The sequence below is a fragment of the Pseudomonas sp. P42 genome (assembly GCF_017973755.1).
GTDB classification, from domain to species: Bacteria; Pseudomonadota; Gammaproteobacteria; order Pseudomonadales; family Pseudomonadaceae; genus Aquipseudomonas; species Aquipseudomonas iridis.
Genome location: NZ_JACOPU010000006.1, coordinates 505,493 through 523,578 on the forward strand (window position 1 = coordinate 505,493; position 18,086 = coordinate 523,578).

Below are 18,086 nucleotides of genomic sequence, written 5' to 3' on the forward strand. Positions count from 1 at the left end.
TATGAGCATGGTTTTCTGCCGCGGTTGCGCCAAGGAAATAAGCACTTTGGCCGTGGCTTGCCCACAGTGCGGGGCGCCTCAAGCCACCCAACAGTCCTACCCAAGTGCCCCAGCCATTACAACGGGAAACCCGTACGTCGAGGCGTGGAGAAATTACGTAGTGTTCCGCGGCCGCGCCACTCGCCGCGAGTACTGGATGTTCTTTCTGATCAACCTGGGAATCTCTTTTGGCATCATCGCCATTGATGCCATGCTGAACACCAAAGGCATGCTGTACAACCTCTACAGCCTCGCGATCCTCCTGCCATCGATCGCAGTAGGTGTCCGTCGCATGCACGACACCGATCGCAGCGGCTGGTGGTTGCTGCTGCCTATCGTCAACCTGGTGTTCCTTGCGCAAGACAGCCAGCCGGGCCCGAATCGTTTCGGCGAGAACCGTAAAGGCAACAACTGATACACATCGGCATATCGCTGATCGAGACGGCCTTCATGGCCGTCTCTTTGTTTCTGAAATCCCTCCCCCTACAAGTAGCTGCACCTTTACTGGTCGCGCAAAACAGAATTGCCATCAATCAGATTGATAGCACCCTAACGAAAGGTGCATGCTAGAGGGCTCGCTCGGGGCTTATATCATTCCGAATGATAGTTACCTTTGCCTCATTCGATTCGTTTGCTAACTAGCCGCCGAGCATCATCCGCCCATCTTCAATACTTGGCGGATGCATTCCATGGAACAGTCACTTAAACATTTGCGCTTCCCGTTGGCCTTGCTGGCCGTACTGGTGATGAGCGCTTGCGGCAAAAATCCGGAAACCGCAGCCGCCCCCCCTGCTGCCAAAGTCAGCGTGGCCAAGGTGCTGGAACAACCGGTCAACGAGTGGGACGAATTCACCGGGCGCCTCGAAGCGCCGGAAACCGTTGATATCCGCCCACGGGTTTCTGGCCAGATCGACCAGGTTGCTTTCACTGAAGGCGCACTGGTGAAGAAAGGCGACCTGCTGTTCCAGATCGATCCGCGTCCATTCCAGGCTGAGGTTCGCCGCCTCGAAGCCCTGGTTGCTCAATCACGCGCCAATGCCACTCGCAGCCAAAACGAAGCCGCCCGAGGTGAACGTCTGCGTACCAGCAACGCAATCTCCGCCGAACTCGCCGACTCGCGTACCAGCGCCGCACAAGAAGCCCGCGCCGCCGTTGGTGCACTGCAAGCGCAACTGGATCTGGCCAGGCTGAACCTGAGCTTCACCCGCGTGACCGCACCCATCAGCGGCCGCGTCAGCCGTGCCGAAATCACCGCCGGCAACCTGGTAACCGCCGACACCACGCCACTCACCAGCGTGGTTTCTACCGATAAGGTCTACGCCTACTTCGACGCTGATGAGCGTGTATTCCTCAAATACACCCAACTCGCCCGTCAGGGTCAGCGCGGAGCCACCACCCCGGTGTACATGGGTCTGTCCAATGAGGATGGCAATCCGCACCTGGGTCAGATGAACTTCATCGACAACCAGGTCAATCCGAAAACCGGCACCATCCGTGGTCGCGCGGTGTTCGACAACAGCGATGGCACTTATACCCCGGGCCTGTATGCACGCCTGAAACTGGTGGGCAGTGGCACCTACGACGCCATGTTGATCAACGACGAAGCCGTCGGTACCGATCTGGGCAAGAAGTTCGTGCTGGTGATGGATGCGGACAACAAGACCGTTTACCGCGCCGTTGAACTCGGCCCGAAAATCGAAGGCCTGCGGATCGTCCGTAGCGGCCTGAACAAAGACGACACCATCATCGTCAAGGGCCTGCAACGCGTACGCCCTGGCTCACCGGTGACGCCTGAAGTCGTCCCGATGGCCAGCGAGCAAACCATCGCGGCACTCGCTCAACAACGTCAAGCGCTGGAAGCCAGCAACCTGCCTAAAGTCACGCCTGCCAAAGGCGCGTCCGGTTCGGTTGCGAAGCTGGCCGCTACGACCCCACGCGGTTAAGGGACGACAACTCCGATGAATTTTTCCCAATTCTTCATTTCACGGCCGATCTTCGCAGCGGTGCTGTCGCTGCTGATCCTGATCGCCGGTGCGATTTCGCTGTTCCAGTTACCGATCAGCGAATACCCGGAAGTCGTGCCACCGACCGTGGTGGTGCGTGCAAACTTCCCGGGCGCCAACCCAAAAGTCATCGGTGAAACCGTGGCGGCTCCTCTGGAGCAAGCCATCACCGGCGTCGAGAACATGCTGTACATGTCCTCGCAATCGACCGCTGACGGCAAGATTACCCTGACCATCACCTTCGCCCTGGGCACTGACCTGGACAACGCGCAGGTGCAGGTACAAAACCGGGTCACCCGAACCGAGCCGAAACTTCCCGAGGAAGTGACACGCATCGGTATCACCGTCGACAAAGCTTCACCTGACCTGACCATGGTTGTGCACTTGACCTCCCCGGACAAGCGTTACGACATGCTCTACCTGTCCAACTACGCGATCCTCAACATCAAGGATGAGCTCGCTCGTCTGAGCGGTGTCGGTGATGTGCAACTGTTCGGCATGGGCGATTACTCGCTACGTGTCTGGCTTGATCCGAACAAAACCGCTTCGCGCAATCTGACCGCTACCGATGTGGTTACCGCCATTCGTGAACAGAACCGCCAGGTAGCCGCCGGCCAACTGGGTGCGCCCCCTGCCCCGACTGCACAGAGCTTCCAGCTGTCGGTCAACACTCAGGGCCGACTGGTCACCGAGGAAGAGTTCGAAAACATCGTCATTCGTGCAGGTGACGACGGTGAGATCACTCGACTTAAAGACATCGCTCGCATTGAACTGGGTTCCAGCCAGTACGCATTGCGTTCGCTGCTGAACAACCAGCCGGCGGTGGCGATCCCGATCTTCCAGCGTCCAGGCTCCAACGCCATCGACATCTCGAATGACGTTCGGGCGAAAATGGATGAGCTGAAGAAAGGCTTCCCGCAAGGCATGGATTACAGCATCGTCTATGACCCGACGATCTTCGTGCGCGGCTCGATCGAAGCAGTGGTTCACACCCTTTTCGAAGCGCTGATCCTCGTGGTCCTGGTGGTGATCCTGTTCCTGCAAACCTGGCGCGCCTCGATCATTCCCTTGGTGGCGGTGCCGGTATCGTTGATCGGTACGTTTGCGGTGATGCACCTGTTCGGCTTCTCACTCAATGCCCTGTCGCTGTTCGGCCTGGTGTTGGCCATCGGTATCGTGGTGGATGACGCCATCGTGGTGGTGGAGAACGTCGAGCGAAACATCGGACTCGGACTCACACCGGTCGAAGCCACCAAACGCGCCATGCGTGAAGTGACCGGGCCGATCGTTGCCACGGCACTGGTGCTGTGTGCGGTGTTCATTCCGGCGGCGTTCATCTCCGGCCTCACCGGTCAGTTCTATAAGCAGTTCGCACTGACCATCGCAATCTCGACCGTGATCTCGGCGTTCAACTCGCTGACCCTGTCGCCGGCACTGGCCGCTGTATTGCTGAAAAGTCATGACGCACCGAAAGACCGCTTCTCCAGAGTGCTCGACAAGATCTTCGGTGGCTGGCTGTTCCGCCCGTTCAACCGCTTCTTCGAACGTGCCAGCCATGGCTACGTCGGCACGGTGGCTCGGGTTATCCGCAGCAGTGGTATCGCCCTGATCTTGTACGCAGGCCTGATGGTGCTGACCTTCTTCGGGTTCTCGCATACCCCGACCGGTTTTGTACCCGGCCAGGACAAGCAATACCTGGTGGCTTTCGCGCAATTGCCGGACGCCTCGAGCCTGGATCGCACTGAAGACGTGATCAAGCGCATGTCCGATATGGCGCTGAAACAGCCGGGCGTGGAAAGTGCAGTCGCGTTCCCGGGCCTGTCGATCAACGGCTTCACCAACAGCCCGAACGCCGGCATCGTGTTCGTGACCCTGAAACCGTTCGACGAACGTAAAGACCCGAGCATGTCCGCCGGAGCAATCGCCGGCGCCCTGAACGGCCAGTTCGCGAACATTCAAGAGGCGTACATGGCGATCTTCCCGCCGCCGCCGGTACAAGGTCTGGGCACCATCGGTGGTTTCCGCCTGCAAATCGAAGACCGGGGCAACCTGGGCTACGACGAGCTGTACAAAGAAACCATGAACATCATCAACAAGAGCCACAACGTGCCGGAACTGGCTGGCCTGTTCACCAGTTACACCGTGAACGTGCCGCAGGTCGATGCAGCGATCGACCGCGAGAAAGCCAAGACTCATGGCGTGGCGGTCAGCGACATCTTCGACACCCTGCAGATCTACCTGGGTTCGCTGTATGCCAACGACTTCAACCGTTTCGGACGCACCTATCAGGTCAACGTTCAGGCCGAGCAACAGTTCCGCCTCGAATCCGATCAGATCGGTCAGCTGAAAGTGCGTAACAACAAAGGCGAAATGATCCCGCTGGCGACCTTCATCAAGGTCAGCGACACCTCGGGTCCGGATCGCGTGATGCACTACAACGGCTTCATTACCGCAGAAATCAACGGTGCGGCAGCCCCCGGCTACAGCTCTGGCCAGGCCGAAAAAGCCATCGAGAAACTGCTCAAGGAAGAACTTCCGAACGGCATGACCTACGAATGGACCGACCTGACCTACCAGCAGATTCTGTCCGGCAACACCGCACTGTTCGTGTTCCCGCTCTGCGTACTGCTGGCGTTCCTGGTACTCGCGGCTCAATACGAAAGCTGGAGCCTGCCACTGGCGGTGATCCTGATCGTACCGATGACCCTGCTGTCCGCCATTACCGGTGTGATCATCTCTGGCGGCGACAACAACATCTTCACCCAGATCGGACTGATCGTACTGGTGGGACTTGCGTGTAAGAACGCGATTCTGATCGTCGAGTTCGCCAAGGATAAACAGGAAGAAGGCCTGGATCCGCTCGCGGCGGTACTGGAAGCCTGCCGTCTGCGTCTGCGGCCGATCCTGATGACCTCCTTCGCGTTCATCATGGGTGTGGTGCCACTGGTGTTCTCCAGCGGTGCCGGTGCCGAGATGCGTCACGCGATGGGTGTGGCGGTGTTCTCCGGGATGCTCGGGGTGACCTTCTTCGGTCTGTTGCTGACGCCAGTGTTCTACGTATTGATTCGTAACTTTGTCGAACGCGGCGAAGCCCGCAAAGCGGCCAAGGCGCACTCTCTTCAAAAGCCACTGGAGGCGCAACAATGAGTCTGAAAGTCTTCCTGCCGAGTCTGCTGGTGCTGGCCCTGAGCGCCTGCGCCGTCGGCCCCGACTACAAGACCCCGGCGACGGAGGCGGCCAACATCACGACCGCCACCGACGGCGCAAACGGTCAGAAGAACTTTGACCGTTCGAAGTTCGAAGGCATCTGGTGGCAGCAGTTCGACGATCCGACCCTCAACCAGTTGGTGACGCAATCGCTGCAAGGCAACCGTGAACTGCGCGTGGCGTTTGCCCGCTGGAAAGCCGCACGGGCGATCCGCGATGACGCCAGCAATGACATCATGCCGACCATCACCAGCCGCGCCAGCAGTGATCTGGCCAAGGGGCAAATCCCCGGCCAGACCACCAATCGGGTCAGCAGTGAACGCTATGACCTGGGCCTGGACATGGCCTGGGAGCTGGACCTGTTCGGGCGCATCCAGCGCAATCTGGAAGCCAGCGATGCCGATCAGCAGGCCGCCGAAGCCGATCTGTACCAACTGCAAGTCACCATGATTGCCGAACTGGTGGACGCCTACGGTCAACTGCGTGGCGCACAACTGCGCGAAAAAATCGCGGTGGCCAACCTGGACAACCAGCAGGAGTCACGCAAGATCACCATCAGCCTGCGTGATGCCGGCGTTGGCGATCAGCTCGATGTCGAACGTGCCGATGCGCGTCTGGCCTCGGTCGAAGCCAGCGTGCCGCAACTGCAAGCCGAGCAGGTTCGGCAGAAAAACCGCATCGCCACCCTGCTGGGTGAGCGTCCGGACAAACTGACCGTCGACCTGAGTCCAAAAGACTTGCCGGCAATTGCCAAGGCCTTGCCAATCGGCAACCCGGGCGAACTGCTGCAACGTCGTCCGGACATTCTCAGTGCTGAACGCCAACTCGCTTCAGCCACAGCGCGAATTGGCGTGGCGAAAGCGGATCTGTTCCCACGGGTCAGCCTCAGCGGCTTCCTCGGCTGGACGGCCGGGCGTGGTTCGCAGATCGGTTCCTCGGCGGCCAATGCCTGGGCACTCGGCCCGAGCATCACCTGGGCAGCATTCGATCTCGGCAGCGTGCGAGCGCGTTTGCGCGGTGCCGATGCGGATGCCGAGGGCGCGCTGGCGACCTACGAGCAACAAGTGCTGCTGGCACTGGAAGAGTCGGAAAACGCCTTCAGCGACTACGGCAAACGTCAGCAACGCCTGATCTCGCTGATCCGCCAGAGTGAATCGAGCCGCAACGCAGCCGACTTGGCAGAGATTCGCTATCGCGAAGGCACCACAGATTTCCTGGTGCTACTCGACGCCCAGCGTGAACGGCTGAATGCCGAAGACAGCCAGGCCCAGGCCGAAGTGGATCTGTATCGCGGGATTGTCGCGATCTACAAAGCTCTCGGCGGTGGCTGGCAGCCGGAGACGGTCGCCAGCAAGTAACCATTGATTGTTAAAGAGCTCCTTTGGTTGGCCGCAACCAACCAATTTTTTGCCCCGCGTATCATTCGGTCGCGGGGCTTTTTTATGCCCGCAATTGCAGGAGAGGCCAAAGTGGCTCCGCCATTTGAAATGCGTTCCGCAGCTCCTAGAGGGGATTGCGTCACGATTCCCATGCTCGGGTTTGACTCACGGCCCGAGCTGACCGAAGCTTGCCGCTCTGCTCAAGTACGTCTGTTTTCGGAAACCCGCATGCCTCAGTCTCGCCGCTATCTGCTTATCTGCCTTGGGCTCGTGCTTATTGTCGTCGTGGCGTGGCTAGCCCTGCGCAGCACCACGCCGGTGATTCCGGACGCGATCAAGCACGGCTACAGCGAAGCGCTGGGCGCTGCCCGAACCGGTGAACCGGGGGCGGCGCGTCGGCTGTATCAGCAATTGGGCCGGCCGGATCTGTCGGTCAAGCGCCGCGTCTGGCTACACGGCGAACTGCCCAATTACCCGAGCCCACAGGCGCTGAAACTGGCCGACGCGGACCTGCAGCACGAAGCACCCGAGGTGCGGGTGGCAGCGATCAAAAGTGTGATTGGACTCGTGCCAGGTGGGCAACGCAGTCTGTTGCTCGGGCCGATGCTTGATGATGAGGAACCGACTGTTCGGTTTGCCGCGATCAACGCCCTGCTCGGCCTGACCCCGGATGAACTCGGGCTGTATTTTGCGCCGTTGCAGCAGGCCATCGACGGCTGGGAGCAAGCACTCAAGGATCAACCGCCGAGCGCCGCCTCTTATGCGCAACTGGCGCGTCTGCATCTGCATAACGCAGAGCTCAAAGAGGCACAGCATGCATTGGAGAATGCGCTGCGCCTGGACCCCGGCAACCTGCCGGCGCTGGTGATGCAGATCGATGTGCTCGACCGCCAGGGGCAGGCCGACGCCGCGCGACAGTTGCTCGCGCAAAAGCTTCAAGCCCAGCCTGACTCCGCCTATCTGCAACATGCCCTGGGGCTGTGGTTGCTGCACCATGGTCAGCGCGAATACGCCCTGCTCGGTCTGTCCAAAGCGGTTGAGCTGGAGCCGGACAACAAAGATTACCGCTACGACCTCGCCACCACTCTTCACAGCGCAGAAGAACTGGAAGCGGCGCAAAAGCAACTGCAGGAAATCGTCCAGCGCCATCCGGCCGATCGCAAGGCGCGGGTGCTGCTGATCAACTACTGGAAAGAAAGCGGGCAATTGCAGAATGTGCAGATACTGCTCGCCCAGCTTGAACAGTTGAACCCCGACGATCCGGCAATACAGCAAGGCCTCTGAGATTGTCCTGTGGTGAGGGGACAAATCCGCTCGCCACAGCAAATTTCCAGCCTTCCTGAAAGAAAAAGCGGAACTGCCATCACGGCTACAGGTCAAGTAAACAGGCAGTCCACCCTAGACGGCTGCCTCGCTTCCCCTAGTCATGAGAGGGTATTTTTTGTCTACATCTAACGAGTTGATCAGTGAAAAAGCCGCCACCGGAGTCGAAGGCCTGGATGACATCCTCGCCGGTGGCTTGTCTCGCGGTCATGTATTTTTGCTGGAGGGTGAGCCCGGCACCGGCAAAACCACGGTCGCTTTGCATTTTCTGATGGCTGGCGCGAAAGCCGGTGAACGCTCGTTGTACATCACGCTCTCGGAAACCGAGCGTGAATTGCGCCAAGGTGCGCTGTCCCACGGCTGGGACCTGGATGAAAACATCAACATCTTCGAGCTGACGCCCCCGGAAAGCCTGCTTAATGCAGAGCACCAGCAGAGTTTGCTGTACTCCTCAGATCTGGAATTGGGCGAAGCCACCAAGCAGATATTCGAAGCGGTCGAACGCTTCAAACCGACCCGCGTAGTACTCGACAGCCTGTCTGAGATCCGTCTGCTCGCACAAAGCTCCTTGCGCTACCGCCGACAGATTCTGGCAATCAAGCACTACTTCGTGCGTTACAACGCGACGGTTCTGCTGCTCGACGACTTGACCACCGAGTCTCTCGACAAAACCGTCCACAGCGTTGCCCACGGTGTGATTCGCCTGGAAGAAATCACCCCCAACTATGGCGCCGAGCGTCGCCGAGTACGGATAGTGAAGTACCGTGGCCAAAAGTACCGCGGCGGTTATCACGACTTCACCATCATGGGCGATGGCGTTCATGTGTTCCCACGACTGGTCGCAGCCGAACATCGCGGCGACTACCCGCGACTGCAATTGACCAGCGGTATCAAAGAGCTGGACGCGCTGCTCGGTGGCGGCATCGAGACGGGATCAAGCACATTGATTCTGGGCCCGGCGGGTACGGGCAAATCGCTGATCTCGATGATCTTCGCCGCCGCTGCTGTGGCACGCGGGGAAAAAGCGGCGTTGTTCATCTTTGACGAAGAGCTGGAACTGCTTTTCGAGCGGATGAAGAACATCGGTATCGATCTCAAGGCCCTGCGCGCCACCGGCAACCTGCTGATCGAACAAGTGGATGCCGCCGAGCTGTCTCCGGGTGAGTTCTCCCATCGCGTACGTCGGTGCGTTGACGAAGGCCAGATCAAAACCGTGGTGATCGACAGCATCAACGGCTATCAGGCAGCCATGCCTGAAGAAAAGGCCTTGGTGCTGCACATGCACGAATTGCTGCTGTATCTGAACCGCAAAGGGGCGGCGACATTTATGACAGTCGCCCAGCATGGTCTGGTCGGCGACATGCAGGCACCCGTCGACATTACCTATCTGGCTGACACGGTGATTCTGTTGCGCTACTTCGAAGCCATCGGCAAGGTGCGCCGCGCCATTTCCATCATCAAGAAGCGCACCGGCAGCCACGAATCGACGATTCGCGAATACCTTATTTCGTCGAATGGCATGATCATTGGCGAACCGCTGGAAGCCTTTCAGGGCGTACTGCGTGGCGTCCCGACTTACCTCGGTGAGAAAAAACCGCTGTTGCAGGAACGCTTATGACTGGCTCAGTGCCGCTCGCCGAACGGGCGCTGATTTTGGCGCCCATGGGTCGCGACAGCCAAATTGCGCTGATGATCCTCAACGAGGCCGGGTATCACGGCCTGATCACACCGAATCTCGCCGAACTGTGTGCGCAACTGGAAATCGGTGCCGGACTGGTGCTGATCGCTGCCGAAGCGTTGCGCGGCCCGGAACTGGAAACGCTGTTTGTGTATCTGGAAGAGCAGCCAGCATGGTCGGATTTACCGACCATTTTGCTCACTCATCACGGCGGACAGGAACAGGGCCCCTCCTCTCGACTCAGCGATCAGTTAGGCAACGTAACGTTCCTTGAACGGCCGTTCCATCCAGCCACTCTGATCAGCCTGGTGTCTGCCGCCCTTCGCGGTCGGCGACGACAGTACGAAGCCCGCGACCGTCTGATCGATCTGAGTGAAAGCGAACGACGCCTGCAATCGACACTGGAAACCCTCGAACAGCAAGTCGAAGAACGCACCGCGCAACTGCGGCACAACGAAGAAGCATTGCGTCAGTCGCAAAAAATGGAAGCAGTCGGTCAGCTCACCGGTGGTATCGCTCACGACTTCAACAACATGCTCACCGGCGTTATCGGCAGCCTTGAATTGATTCGTCGGCGTCTGGCCCGAGGGCGCACAGAAGACCTCGACAGCTTGATCGACCTGGGCGTGACCTCGGCCAACCGGGCTGCCAGCCTGACTCATCGCCTGCTGGCCTTTTCCCGTCGGCAATCGCTCGACTCCAAAGCCGTGCAGATGAATAGTCTGGTGCTGTCGATGGGCGAGCTGCTACAGCGCAGTCTCAATGAAAGCATTCAACTGGAAATGCGGCTGGACGAAAAACTCTGGATAGCCGAGGCGGACCCCAATCAACTGGAAAGCGCCCTGCTCAACCTGGTCATCAATGCCCGCGACGCCATGCCCGAAGGTGGCAAACTGGTGGTCGAGACCAGCAATCAGGTCCTGCATCGTGAGTTCACCGTGGCTTACCCCAATCTTGAGCCCGGCGATTATGTGATGTTAAGCGTCACCGACAACGGCAGCGGCATGCCACAAAGTGTGATCAGTCGCGCGTTCGATCCATTTTTCACCACCAAGCCGATCGGCCAAGGCACAGGCTTGGGTCTGTCGATGATTTACGGCTTCAGCAAGCAGTCGCGCGGCCATGTGTCGATCGACAGCGAAGTCGATCAGGGCACGACCGTCAGACTTTACCTGCCGCGTTACCGTGGCGAAGAACTTGAGCAACCCGCGTCCGACATCCAGCAATCGCCGAATGCAATAGATGGCGAAACCGTGCTGATTGTCGAAGACGACCCGGCCGTACGCGTGCTGGTCAGCGCGGTGCTCAGTGAGTTGGGGTATGCGTTTCTGGAAGCTGGAGATGCCGACGGCGCAATGCCGATTCTCAACTCGACGCAGCGCATCGATCTGTTGATCAGCGACGTCGGTTTGCCGGGGATGAATGGTCGTCAGTTGGCTGAGATTGGCCGGCAATACCGGCCGGAGCTCAAGATTCTGTTCATCACCGGATACGCCGAGCATGCGGCGGTGCGCGGTGGTTTCCTGGATTCGGGAATGCAGATGATCACCAAGCCGTTCACCTTTGATCTGTTGACCGCCAAGGTGCGAGAGATGATCAAAAGCTGAAGCCTCAAAAAAGCGGTAAGGGCTGCCGAAGACTGCGATCTTTTGATCTTGAAACAAAGTCAAAAGATCGCAGCCTGCGGCAGCTCTTAAATGAGGGCTATCGCGATCAGGCCAGCATTTCCTGAATCTTTTCCTGCAACACGTCCAGATCAAACGGCTTTTCCAGAATCGGCGCCTTGAGCGTGATCGGGCTACCGGTCTCGCGGATTTCCTGCGGATAACCGCTGATGAAAATCACCTTGAGATCGGGTCGCAGTTTCACGGCGGGCTCGGCGATCTGCACGCCGGAGATGCCGCCGGGTAAACGGAAGTCGGTGATCAACATGTCCAGATGTGGCTTGCTTGCGAGGATTTCGAACGCCTGCTCGCCGTTTTCGGCCTGCAAGACACGATAGCCCTGCCCCGACAGATAATCCGTCAAAACCATCAAGATAACCGGTTCGTCCTCGACGACGAGTACTACATCTTGTGCATCTACGCTCATGGGAAGCCTATGTTCGGTCAATAGCTGCTGATACGACCGTGCGGTCACTCAGAGGTTGCGTCGGATTTGCCGTTTTCCTCGATCGGCAGACAAACGCGAAACAGGGCGCCCTCGTTGATTTGACTCTCGACGACGATGGAACCGCCATGGGCGGCGACGATCTGCTCGGAAATGAACAGACCCAACCCGAGACCGGCCACTACCGTCTTGGCGGAAACCCGTTCGAACTGTTGAAAAATACGTTTCTGATTCTCAGAGCTGATGCCGATCCCGTGGTCCTGAACCTCAACCCGAGCTTCGTTGCCCTGGCGATAGACGCGCACCTGAATCGGGCTCCTGCCACCGTAACGCAAGGCGTTGGTCAGCAGATTGGAAATCACCTGCTCGATGCGGAACTCATCCCAGCAACCTTTTACCGGCACGTCAGCCTCGAAGGTGACGGTGGTTTCCGCCGCTTCGATTTGCGCAGCAAAATTTTGCAGCAGATTGCTCACCAACTGCACAAGGTCAAAGGAATTCGGCCGGATCGACAGTTTGCCGGTACGGATCCGCGAAACGTCGAGCATGTCCTCGATCAAACGGATCAGGCTTTTGATCTGCCGCTCATCGCGATCGACCATGGCGTGCATCTTGTCGAGGGTGAACGCCGCAGCGTTGTCCCGCGCCAGGTGCATCTTGCGCAATTGGGTTTCGAGTATCAGGCCATTGAGTGGTGTACGCACTTCGTGGGCGACGATTGACATGAAGTCATCGCGCATCCGCACAGCTTGCTCGAGCTCCGACTGGGTGCTCTGTAATTGCTGCAGCAGCGCTTCCTGCTCCCGCCGGGCCTGTTCCAGCGCTTCGACCTGTTGCTTCATGGCCTTGCTCTGGCGATACAGATCGACGAATACGTTGACCTTGCTTTTCACCGCGTGGATGTCCAGCGGCTTGTGCAGGAAGTCCACCGCGCCGCTCTCGTAGCCCTTGAACGCATAGTTCAGTTCGCGGCCGGCGGCGCTGACGAAAACGATCGGAATGTTCTTGGTTTTCTCGGTGCCACGCATCAGCTCGGCCAGTTCGAAGCCGTTCATGCCGGGCATCTGCACGTCGAGAATGGCCATGGCAAACTCGTGTTGCAGCAGCAGCGACAACGCTTCGTCAGCCGACAACGCCTTATAGACGGTGCGGTCTTCGCGTTTGATCAGCGCTTCGAGAGCCAGCAGGTTCTCGGGCAGATCGTCGACGATCAGCAGTTTTGCCTGAATATTACTCAGCATGCGATTTGTTCCAGCTCGACTAGCAGACGGCCGATGCCGTGAATGGGTAAGACATGATCCGGCTGCTGAATTTTCAGCGCTGCCAGAGGCATGGTGGCGACCTGAGCGTCGCTGGGCTCCTGCACAATGGTCAGCCCGCCGCAGCGTTTGACCTGCGCCAGCCCGCGCGCGCCATCCTGATTGGCGCCGGTCAGCAACACAGCGGCCAATTTGGGTCCGTAGACATCGGCAGCAGACTCGAACAGATAGTCAATTGATGGCCGCGAATGATGAAGGCGATCCTCAAGGCTCAAGGACAAACTGCGATCCTGCTCCACCGACAGGTGATAACCGGGCGTGGCGAAATACACCGTGCCGGCCTGAATATCCTGCTTGTCCGTGGCCTCTTCGACCGGCAGCAGCAGACGTCGGGCGAACACCTCAGCCAACTGGCTGCGACGCTCCTCCGGCAAGTGCAGCACGATGATGATCGGCAGCACGAAACCCTGGCGCAACGGGCCAAGCAGTTTCATCAATGCCTCGACGCCACCAGCGGAAGCACCGACCACAATAGCCTCGATTCGAGGCAAATCCGCAGTGTCGTTCATTTTTTGCGGTAGATCCGTTCTTGCTTTACCAGCGGCTCGAACTGGTTCGCATAGCTGGAAAAATCCAGCGTCTCCTTGCTGCCCAGTACAAGAAAACCGCGATGACAAAGCGATTCATGGAACAGCCCGAACGCTCTGTCCTGAAGCTTCTTGTTGAAGTAGATCAGCACATTGCGGCAAGAAATCAATTGAGTTTCGGAGAACACACTGTCAGTGGCCAGGCTGTGATCGGCGAACGTCACGTTTTCGCACAGGCTCTTGTCGAAAATCGCGTAACCATAAGCCGCCGTGTAGTAATCGGCAAATGAACACTGGCCACCGGCCTGCTGATAATTGGCGGTGTAGGCCCGGACATTTTCCATCGAGAAAATACCCTGCTTGGCCTTGTCCAGCGAACGCGGGTTGATGTCGGTCGCGTAGATGATCGTGCGATCGAGCAGGCCCTCTTCGCGCAGCAGAATCGCCATCGAATAGACCTCTTCTCCGGTGCTGCACCCGGCAATCCAGATCTTGATCGATGGATAGGTGCGCAGCAGCGGCACCACCTCATTGCGAATGGCGAGGAAGTGCGACGGATCACGAAACATCTCGCTGACCGGAATCGTCAGCAATTGCAGCAACTGCATGAACGCTGTCGGGTCATGCAGGACTTTCTCCTGTAACGCAGAGATCGTCGCGCACTCGAACTGGCTCAATGCGTGCTGCACCCGACGCTTGATCGAAGCGCCGGAGTAATCGCGAAAATCGTAGCTGTACTTGAGGTAGATCGCCTCAATCAACAGCCGCAATTCGATTTCACTGTTTCGCTCTAATGAGTGATTGCCGTCCACTAAATGCGTTCCATCTTCGGTAACCACACACGAATCAGCGAGAACAGGCGATCCAGGTCGATAGGCTTGGCCAAATAATCGTTGGCGCCCGCTTGCAGGCAGCGCTCCTGATCGTCCTTCATGGCCTTGGCCGTCACCGCAATAATGGGCAGTTTGCGCCAGCGTGGATCCTTGCGGATCTCAATGGTGGCTTCGAAACCATCCATTTCCGGCATCATCACGTCCATCAGCACCAGATCGATGTCCTCGACTTCATTGAGTTTTTCAATCGCCTCACGACCGTTCCGGCCGATCACCACGACTGCGCCTTTGGTCTCCAGCGCGCTGGTCAGGGCGAAGATGTTGCGTACATCGTCGTCCACCAGCAGCACTTTGCGACCCTCGAAGACCTTGTCGCGGCTGCGCGCGGTCTTGAGCATCTTCTGCCGTTCATGGGACAACTGTGATTCGACTTTGTGCAGAAAGAGTGTGACCTCATCGAGCAAGCGTTCAGGTGAACGCGCGCCTTTGATGATGATCGAGCGCGAATACTTGCGCAGCTCCGCCTCTTCATCGCGGGTCAGGTTGCGCCCGGTGTAGACAATCACCGGAGGGAACGAACAGATGTCTTCGGTGGACATGCGCTTGAGCAGCTCGTTGCCGAGCATGTCCGGCAGCTTCAGGTCGATAACCATGCAGTCAAAGATCGTCGTGCGCAGCAGATCCAGAGCCTCTTGAGCAAGGCCCACGGCGGTGATTTCGATGTCTTCATCGCCAATCAGCCGCGCAATGCTTTCGCGCTGCAGATCATCGTCCTCGACCAGCAGCACACGTTTTACCTTTTGCGTCAGTTTGGCTTCGAGACGGGCAAACACGTCCTTGAGCTCTTCGCGGGTGGTCGGCTTGACCGCGTAACCGATGGCGCCCATGTGCATGGCCGCTTCGACGCGATCCTCGACCGAGATCACGTGGACCGGGATGTGACGGGTTTCGGCGCGCTCTTTCAAACGCTGCAGCACGGTCAGACCGGAGTGGTCTGGCAGGCGCATATCGAGCAGGATCGCATCCGGCAAGAAATCCCGCGCCAGATCGTAGCCTTCGTCCGCCCCATGGGCGACCAGGCACTGATAACCCAGCTCATGCGCCAGGTCGTAAAGGATGTGAGCGAAATTCGGCTCGTCTTCGACCACCAGAATGCAGCGGGTGGCAAACGGCCCCTTGTCACGATCATCGGCAAAGCGCGGGATGTTGACCGGTGCCAGCGATTTAACAGGCGCCACTGGCACCGCTGGTGCGGCAACGTGCGTCACTGCCGCGGGCGGAGTAAAGCTCAGCGGCGCGAACGGCGTATCGCCCGGCTCGCTGTACTGCAACGGCAATACCAGGGTGAACACACTGCCCTGCCCCGGCGTGCTGCTGACACTGATAGAACCGCCGAGCAACATTGCCAGGTCCCGGGAAATCGACAACCCCAGCCCGGTGCCGCCGTACTTGCGATTAGTGGTGCCATCGGCCTGACGGAAGGCTTCGAAGATGCTTTCCTGCTGATCCGTGGCAATGCCGATCCCCGAATCCTGAACGATGAAGGCAATGCGCTCATGGGGCTGACTGGCAATCGTCAGACTGACCGCGCCTTGCTCGGTGAACTTGATGGCGTTGGACAGCAGGTTTTTGATCACTTGTTCCAGACGCTGGCGGTCAGTGAACATCATTGTCGGGGCGCCGGGTTGCACTTCGACACGGAACGCCAGCTTCTTATCCGCCGCGATCGGTTCAAAGACACCCCGCAAACCGTCCGCCAGCCGCGCGACGTGGGTGTTTTCCGGCAGGACTTCCAGCTTGCCCGCCTCGACCTTGGAGATGTCGAGGATGTCGTTGATCAAGTTGAGCAGATCGTTGCCGGCGGAATAGATCGACTCGGCAAACTTGACCTGCTCGGGACTGAGGTTGTCCTGCGGGTTTTCCGCGAGCAACTTGGCGAGGATCAGCGAACTGTTCAGCGGCGTGCGCAGTTCGTGAGACATGTTGGCGAGGAACTCGGACTTGTACTTGCTCGAACGCTGCAACTCTTCGGCGCGCTCTTCGAGTTGCACCTGAGCTTGATTCAGCTCGGTGTTTTTCAAGTCCATGGCGTCGCGTTGCTCTGCAAGTGTCTGGGCCTGTTCAGCCAGTTGCTCGTTGGTCTGCTCAAGTTCCACTTGCTGGGTTTCCAGATGCGCTTGGGACTCCTTGAGAATCCGCGACTGCTCTTCCAGTTCTTCGTTGGCGGTTTTCAGCTCTTCTTGCTGCACCTGCAACTCTTCGTTGAGTTGCTGGGTTTCGGCCAACACTTCCTGCAGGCGCTGGCGATAACGGGCCGCCTCGATAGAAGTGCCGATATTGCTGGCGATCAGCTCCAGCAACTCGATGTCGCGGTCATTGAGCGGACGCAGGAAACCCAGCTCGATCACGCCGTTGACCCGATCGTCGTCGCTGGTCGGCACCACCAGCACACTGTGCGGCAGACCTTCGCCAAGACCGGAACTGACCTTGAAATAATCGAATGGCACCGAATCCAGCCGAACCAGACGCGCCTGCTGCACCACTTGGCCGACAATGCCTTCAGCACTGTGAATCGCCTGCCCGTGTTCTTCCTGTTCCCGCGAGAAGCCATAGGTGGCGACCCGCTTCAGGTCACCGTGCTCTTCGCGTACATAAAGAGCAGCCACCGCGCTGCCGAGATATTGGGCGCAGAACTGCAGAATGTTGCGTCCCAACAGATTCAGTGTCAGCTGCCCCAGCACTTGCTCGGCCAGTTCGGTCTGGCCGTTGCGCAGCCAGGCCTGGCGCTCCAGGCGTTCGGCGCTGGCTTGCTGCGCGGCCAATGTGGCGCCGTAGTTTTGCGAGAGATTGACCAGATCGCGCCGACCAATGTAGGCCAGCAACCCGCTGATACCCGCGACAAACAGCAGATAAAGGGTGATGCTCCAGATCGTAGTGCGGCGCACCTCTTCGTTGCGCGAGGCGCGCAACTGCTGCTCCATGTCGATCACATCTTCGAACTGTTTGCGAATCTCGTCCGTCAGGCGCTTGCCGCGTCCGGCCTTTACCGCGCCACGGTAATCACCGCTGCTGCGCTGTAAATCGATCATCGATTGCGCGTAGGTCGCCCATTCGGTCTGCAACGCTTGCAGACGGCGCAAACGATCGGTTTGCACCGGATTGTCGGCTGTCAGCTCAAGCAACGTATTGAGCGCCACGGCGATTCGCGGCCTGGCTGTTTCGTATGGGTCGAGGAAGTGCTCATCGCCGCTTAACAGGTAACCGCGCATGCCGGTTTCCAGATCCACGGTCAGTTTCACCGCTTCGTTGGCGTTATTGATCACGCGGTCAGTGTGTTCAACCCACTGGATGACCGATAGCAGGTAAGTGATCAGCGACACGAAGAACACCGCACTGAGCAGACCGACGCCCAACGGCAGACCGACGTTGCGACTCAGGAGTTTGCGAAAGCGTTGTTCATCAACCGAAGACGGAGAGGACATGGGGCAGCCTTGTCGAACTGTTGAAAACCCGAGAGTTTGCCCCAAAACACCGGCGTGGATCCATTTTTCTGACGACTTTGGCAGTAAATTCCTACATTTGCCTGCGCCTGGGTGCGTGCCAACAGTTATCCTTGCACGCCTCGCAGCTGCTAATCTTTTTTGTATCAAAACGGGAACTTGTGGCTAT

The 18,086-nt window shown here is 58.5% G+C and carries 12 protein-coding genes; 7 read left to right on the forward strand and 5 right to left on the reverse strand.

All coding sequences use genetic code 11. The features are described 5' to 3' along the window. Position 1 precedes the first annotated feature (1 nt). The 7 genes from H8B20_RS21640 to H8B20_RS21670 all read left to right on the forward strand — a co-directional run bounded on the left by H8B20_RS21640 (position 2) and on the right by H8B20_RS21670 (position 11,236). Positions 2 to 454 (forward strand): DUF805 domain-containing protein, encoded by a 453-nt coding sequence (locus H8B20_RS21640; protein ID WP_210624555.1) that lies wholly within the window; start codon positions 2 to 4, stop codon positions 452 to 454. 274 nt (positions 455 to 728) lie between these two features. Beyond that, the gene (gene mexE / locus H8B20_RS21645; protein ID WP_210624556.1) at positions 729 to 1,982 is read left to right on the forward strand and encodes a multidrug efflux RND transporter periplasmic adaptor subunit MexE; all 1,254 of its coding nucleotides are present in this window, start codon (positions 729 to 731) and stop codon (positions 1,980 to 1,982) included. Positions 1,983 to 1,997: 15 nt separating this feature from the next. Continuing rightward, positions 1,998 to 5,189 carry an efflux RND transporter permease subunit gene (locus H8B20_RS21650; RefSeq protein WP_042559280.1) on the forward strand — a complete coding sequence of 1,064 codons (3,192 nt, stop codon included), beginning with the start codon at positions 1,998 to 2,000 and terminating at the stop codon, positions 5,187 to 5,189. Next, complete coding sequence (locus H8B20_RS21655) at positions 5,186 to 6,607, forward strand: efflux transporter outer membrane subunit (protein ID WP_210624557.1); 1,422 nt, start codon at positions 5,186 to 5,188, stop codon at positions 6,605 to 6,607. Before H8B20_RS21650 ends, H8B20_RS21655 begins: the two co-directional genes overlap by 4 nt. 249 nt (positions 6,608 to 6,856) lie before the next feature. Further along, a complete protein-coding gene (locus tag H8B20_RS21660; RefSeq protein ID WP_210624558.1) occupies positions 6,857 to 7,912 on the forward strand; it encodes a tetratricopeptide repeat protein in 1,056 nt (351 codons plus the stop codon). A 157-nt stretch (positions 7,913 to 8,069) separates the two neighbouring features. Continuing rightward, positions 8,070 to 9,569, forward strand: coding sequence for an ATPase domain-containing protein (locus H8B20_RS21665; protein ID WP_210624559.1), 1,500 nt, complete (start codon positions 8,070 to 8,072; stop codon positions 9,567 to 9,569). After that, positions 9,566 to 11,236, forward strand: coding sequence for an ATP-binding protein (locus tag H8B20_RS21670; protein WP_210624560.1), 1,671 nt, complete (start codon positions 9,566 to 9,568; stop codon positions 11,234 to 11,236). Before H8B20_RS21665 ends, H8B20_RS21670 begins: the two co-directional genes overlap by 4 nt. 106 nt (positions 11,237 to 11,342) lie before the next feature. On the opposite strand, the gene H8B20_RS21675 is transcribed toward H8B20_RS21670, so the two are convergent. The 5 genes from H8B20_RS21675 to H8B20_RS21695 are packed head-to-tail and all read right to left on the reverse strand — an operon-like array spanning position 11,343 to position 17,899. Next, positions 11,343 to 11,720, reverse strand: a complete 378-nt coding sequence (locus H8B20_RS21675) for a response regulator (RefSeq protein ID WP_042559284.1) — start codon at positions 11,718 to 11,720, stop codon at positions 11,343 to 11,345. A gap of 44 nt (positions 11,721 to 11,764) precedes the next feature. Further along, positions 11,765 to 12,979 carry a hybrid sensor histidine kinase/response regulator gene (locus tag H8B20_RS21680; protein ID WP_042559285.1) on the reverse strand — a complete coding sequence of 405 codons (1,215 nt, stop codon included), beginning with the start codon at positions 12,977 to 12,979 and terminating at the stop codon, positions 11,765 to 11,767. Then, complete coding sequence (locus tag H8B20_RS21685; protein ID WP_210624561.1) at positions 12,973 to 13,566, reverse strand: chemotaxis protein CheB; 594 nt, start codon at positions 13,564 to 13,566, stop codon at positions 12,973 to 12,975. The genes H8B20_RS21680 and H8B20_RS21685 overlap by 7 nt, the downstream gene beginning before the upstream one ends. Next, the gene (locus H8B20_RS21690) at positions 13,563 to 14,396 is read right to left on the reverse strand and encodes a CheR family methyltransferase (protein ID WP_042559287.1); all 834 of its coding nucleotides are present in this window, start codon (positions 14,394 to 14,396) and stop codon (positions 13,563 to 13,565) included. The genes H8B20_RS21685 and H8B20_RS21690 overlap by 4 nt, the downstream gene beginning before the upstream one ends. Continuing rightward, positions 14,396 to 17,899, reverse strand: a complete 3,504-nt coding sequence (locus H8B20_RS21695) for a response regulator (RefSeq protein WP_210624562.1) — start codon at positions 17,897 to 17,899, stop codon at positions 14,396 to 14,398. The genes H8B20_RS21690 and H8B20_RS21695 overlap by 1 nt, the downstream gene beginning before the upstream one ends. Positions 17,900 to 18,086: the final 187 nt, after the last annotated feature.

What these genes read in the sequence shown, in the direction of transcription:
- H8B20_RS21640 (WP_210624555.1), top strand. Translation starts at nt 2, where the DNA reads ATGAGCATGGTTTTCTGCCGCGGTTGCGCCAAGGAAATAAGCACTTTG.
- mexE (WP_210624556.1), top strand. Translation starts at nt 729, where the DNA reads ATGGAACAGTCACTTAAACATTTGCGCTTCCCGTTGGCCTTGCTGGCC.
- H8B20_RS21650 (WP_042559280.1), top strand. Translation starts at nt 1,998, where the DNA reads ATGAATTTTTCCCAATTCTTCATTTCACGGCCGATCTTCGCAGCGGTG.
- H8B20_RS21655 (WP_210624557.1), top strand. Translation starts at nt 5,186, where the DNA reads ATGAGTCTGAAAGTCTTCCTGCCGAGTCTGCTGGTGCTGGCCCTGAGC.
- H8B20_RS21660 (WP_210624558.1), top strand. Translation starts at nt 6,857, where the DNA reads ATGCCTCAGTCTCGCCGCTATCTGCTTATCTGCCTTGGGCTCGTGCTT.
- H8B20_RS21670 (WP_210624560.1), top strand. Translation starts at nt 9,566, where the DNA reads ATGACTGGCTCAGTGCCGCTCGCCGAACGGGCGCTGATTTTGGCGCCC.
- H8B20_RS21675 (WP_042559284.1), bottom strand. Translation starts at nt 11,720, where the DNA reads ATGAGCGTAGATGCACAAGATGTAGTACTCGTCGTCGAGGACGAACCG.
- H8B20_RS21680 (WP_042559285.1), bottom strand. Translation starts at nt 12,979, where the DNA reads ATGCTGAGTAATATTCAGGCAAAACTGCTGATCGTCGACGATCTGCCC.
- H8B20_RS21685 (WP_210624561.1), bottom strand. Translation starts at nt 13,566, where the DNA reads ATGAACGACACTGCGGATTTGCCTCGAATCGAGGCTATTGTGGTCGGT.
- H8B20_RS21695 (WP_210624562.1), bottom strand. Translation starts at nt 17,899, where the DNA reads ATGTCCTCTCCGTCTTCGGTTGATGAACAACGCTTTCGCAAACTCCTG.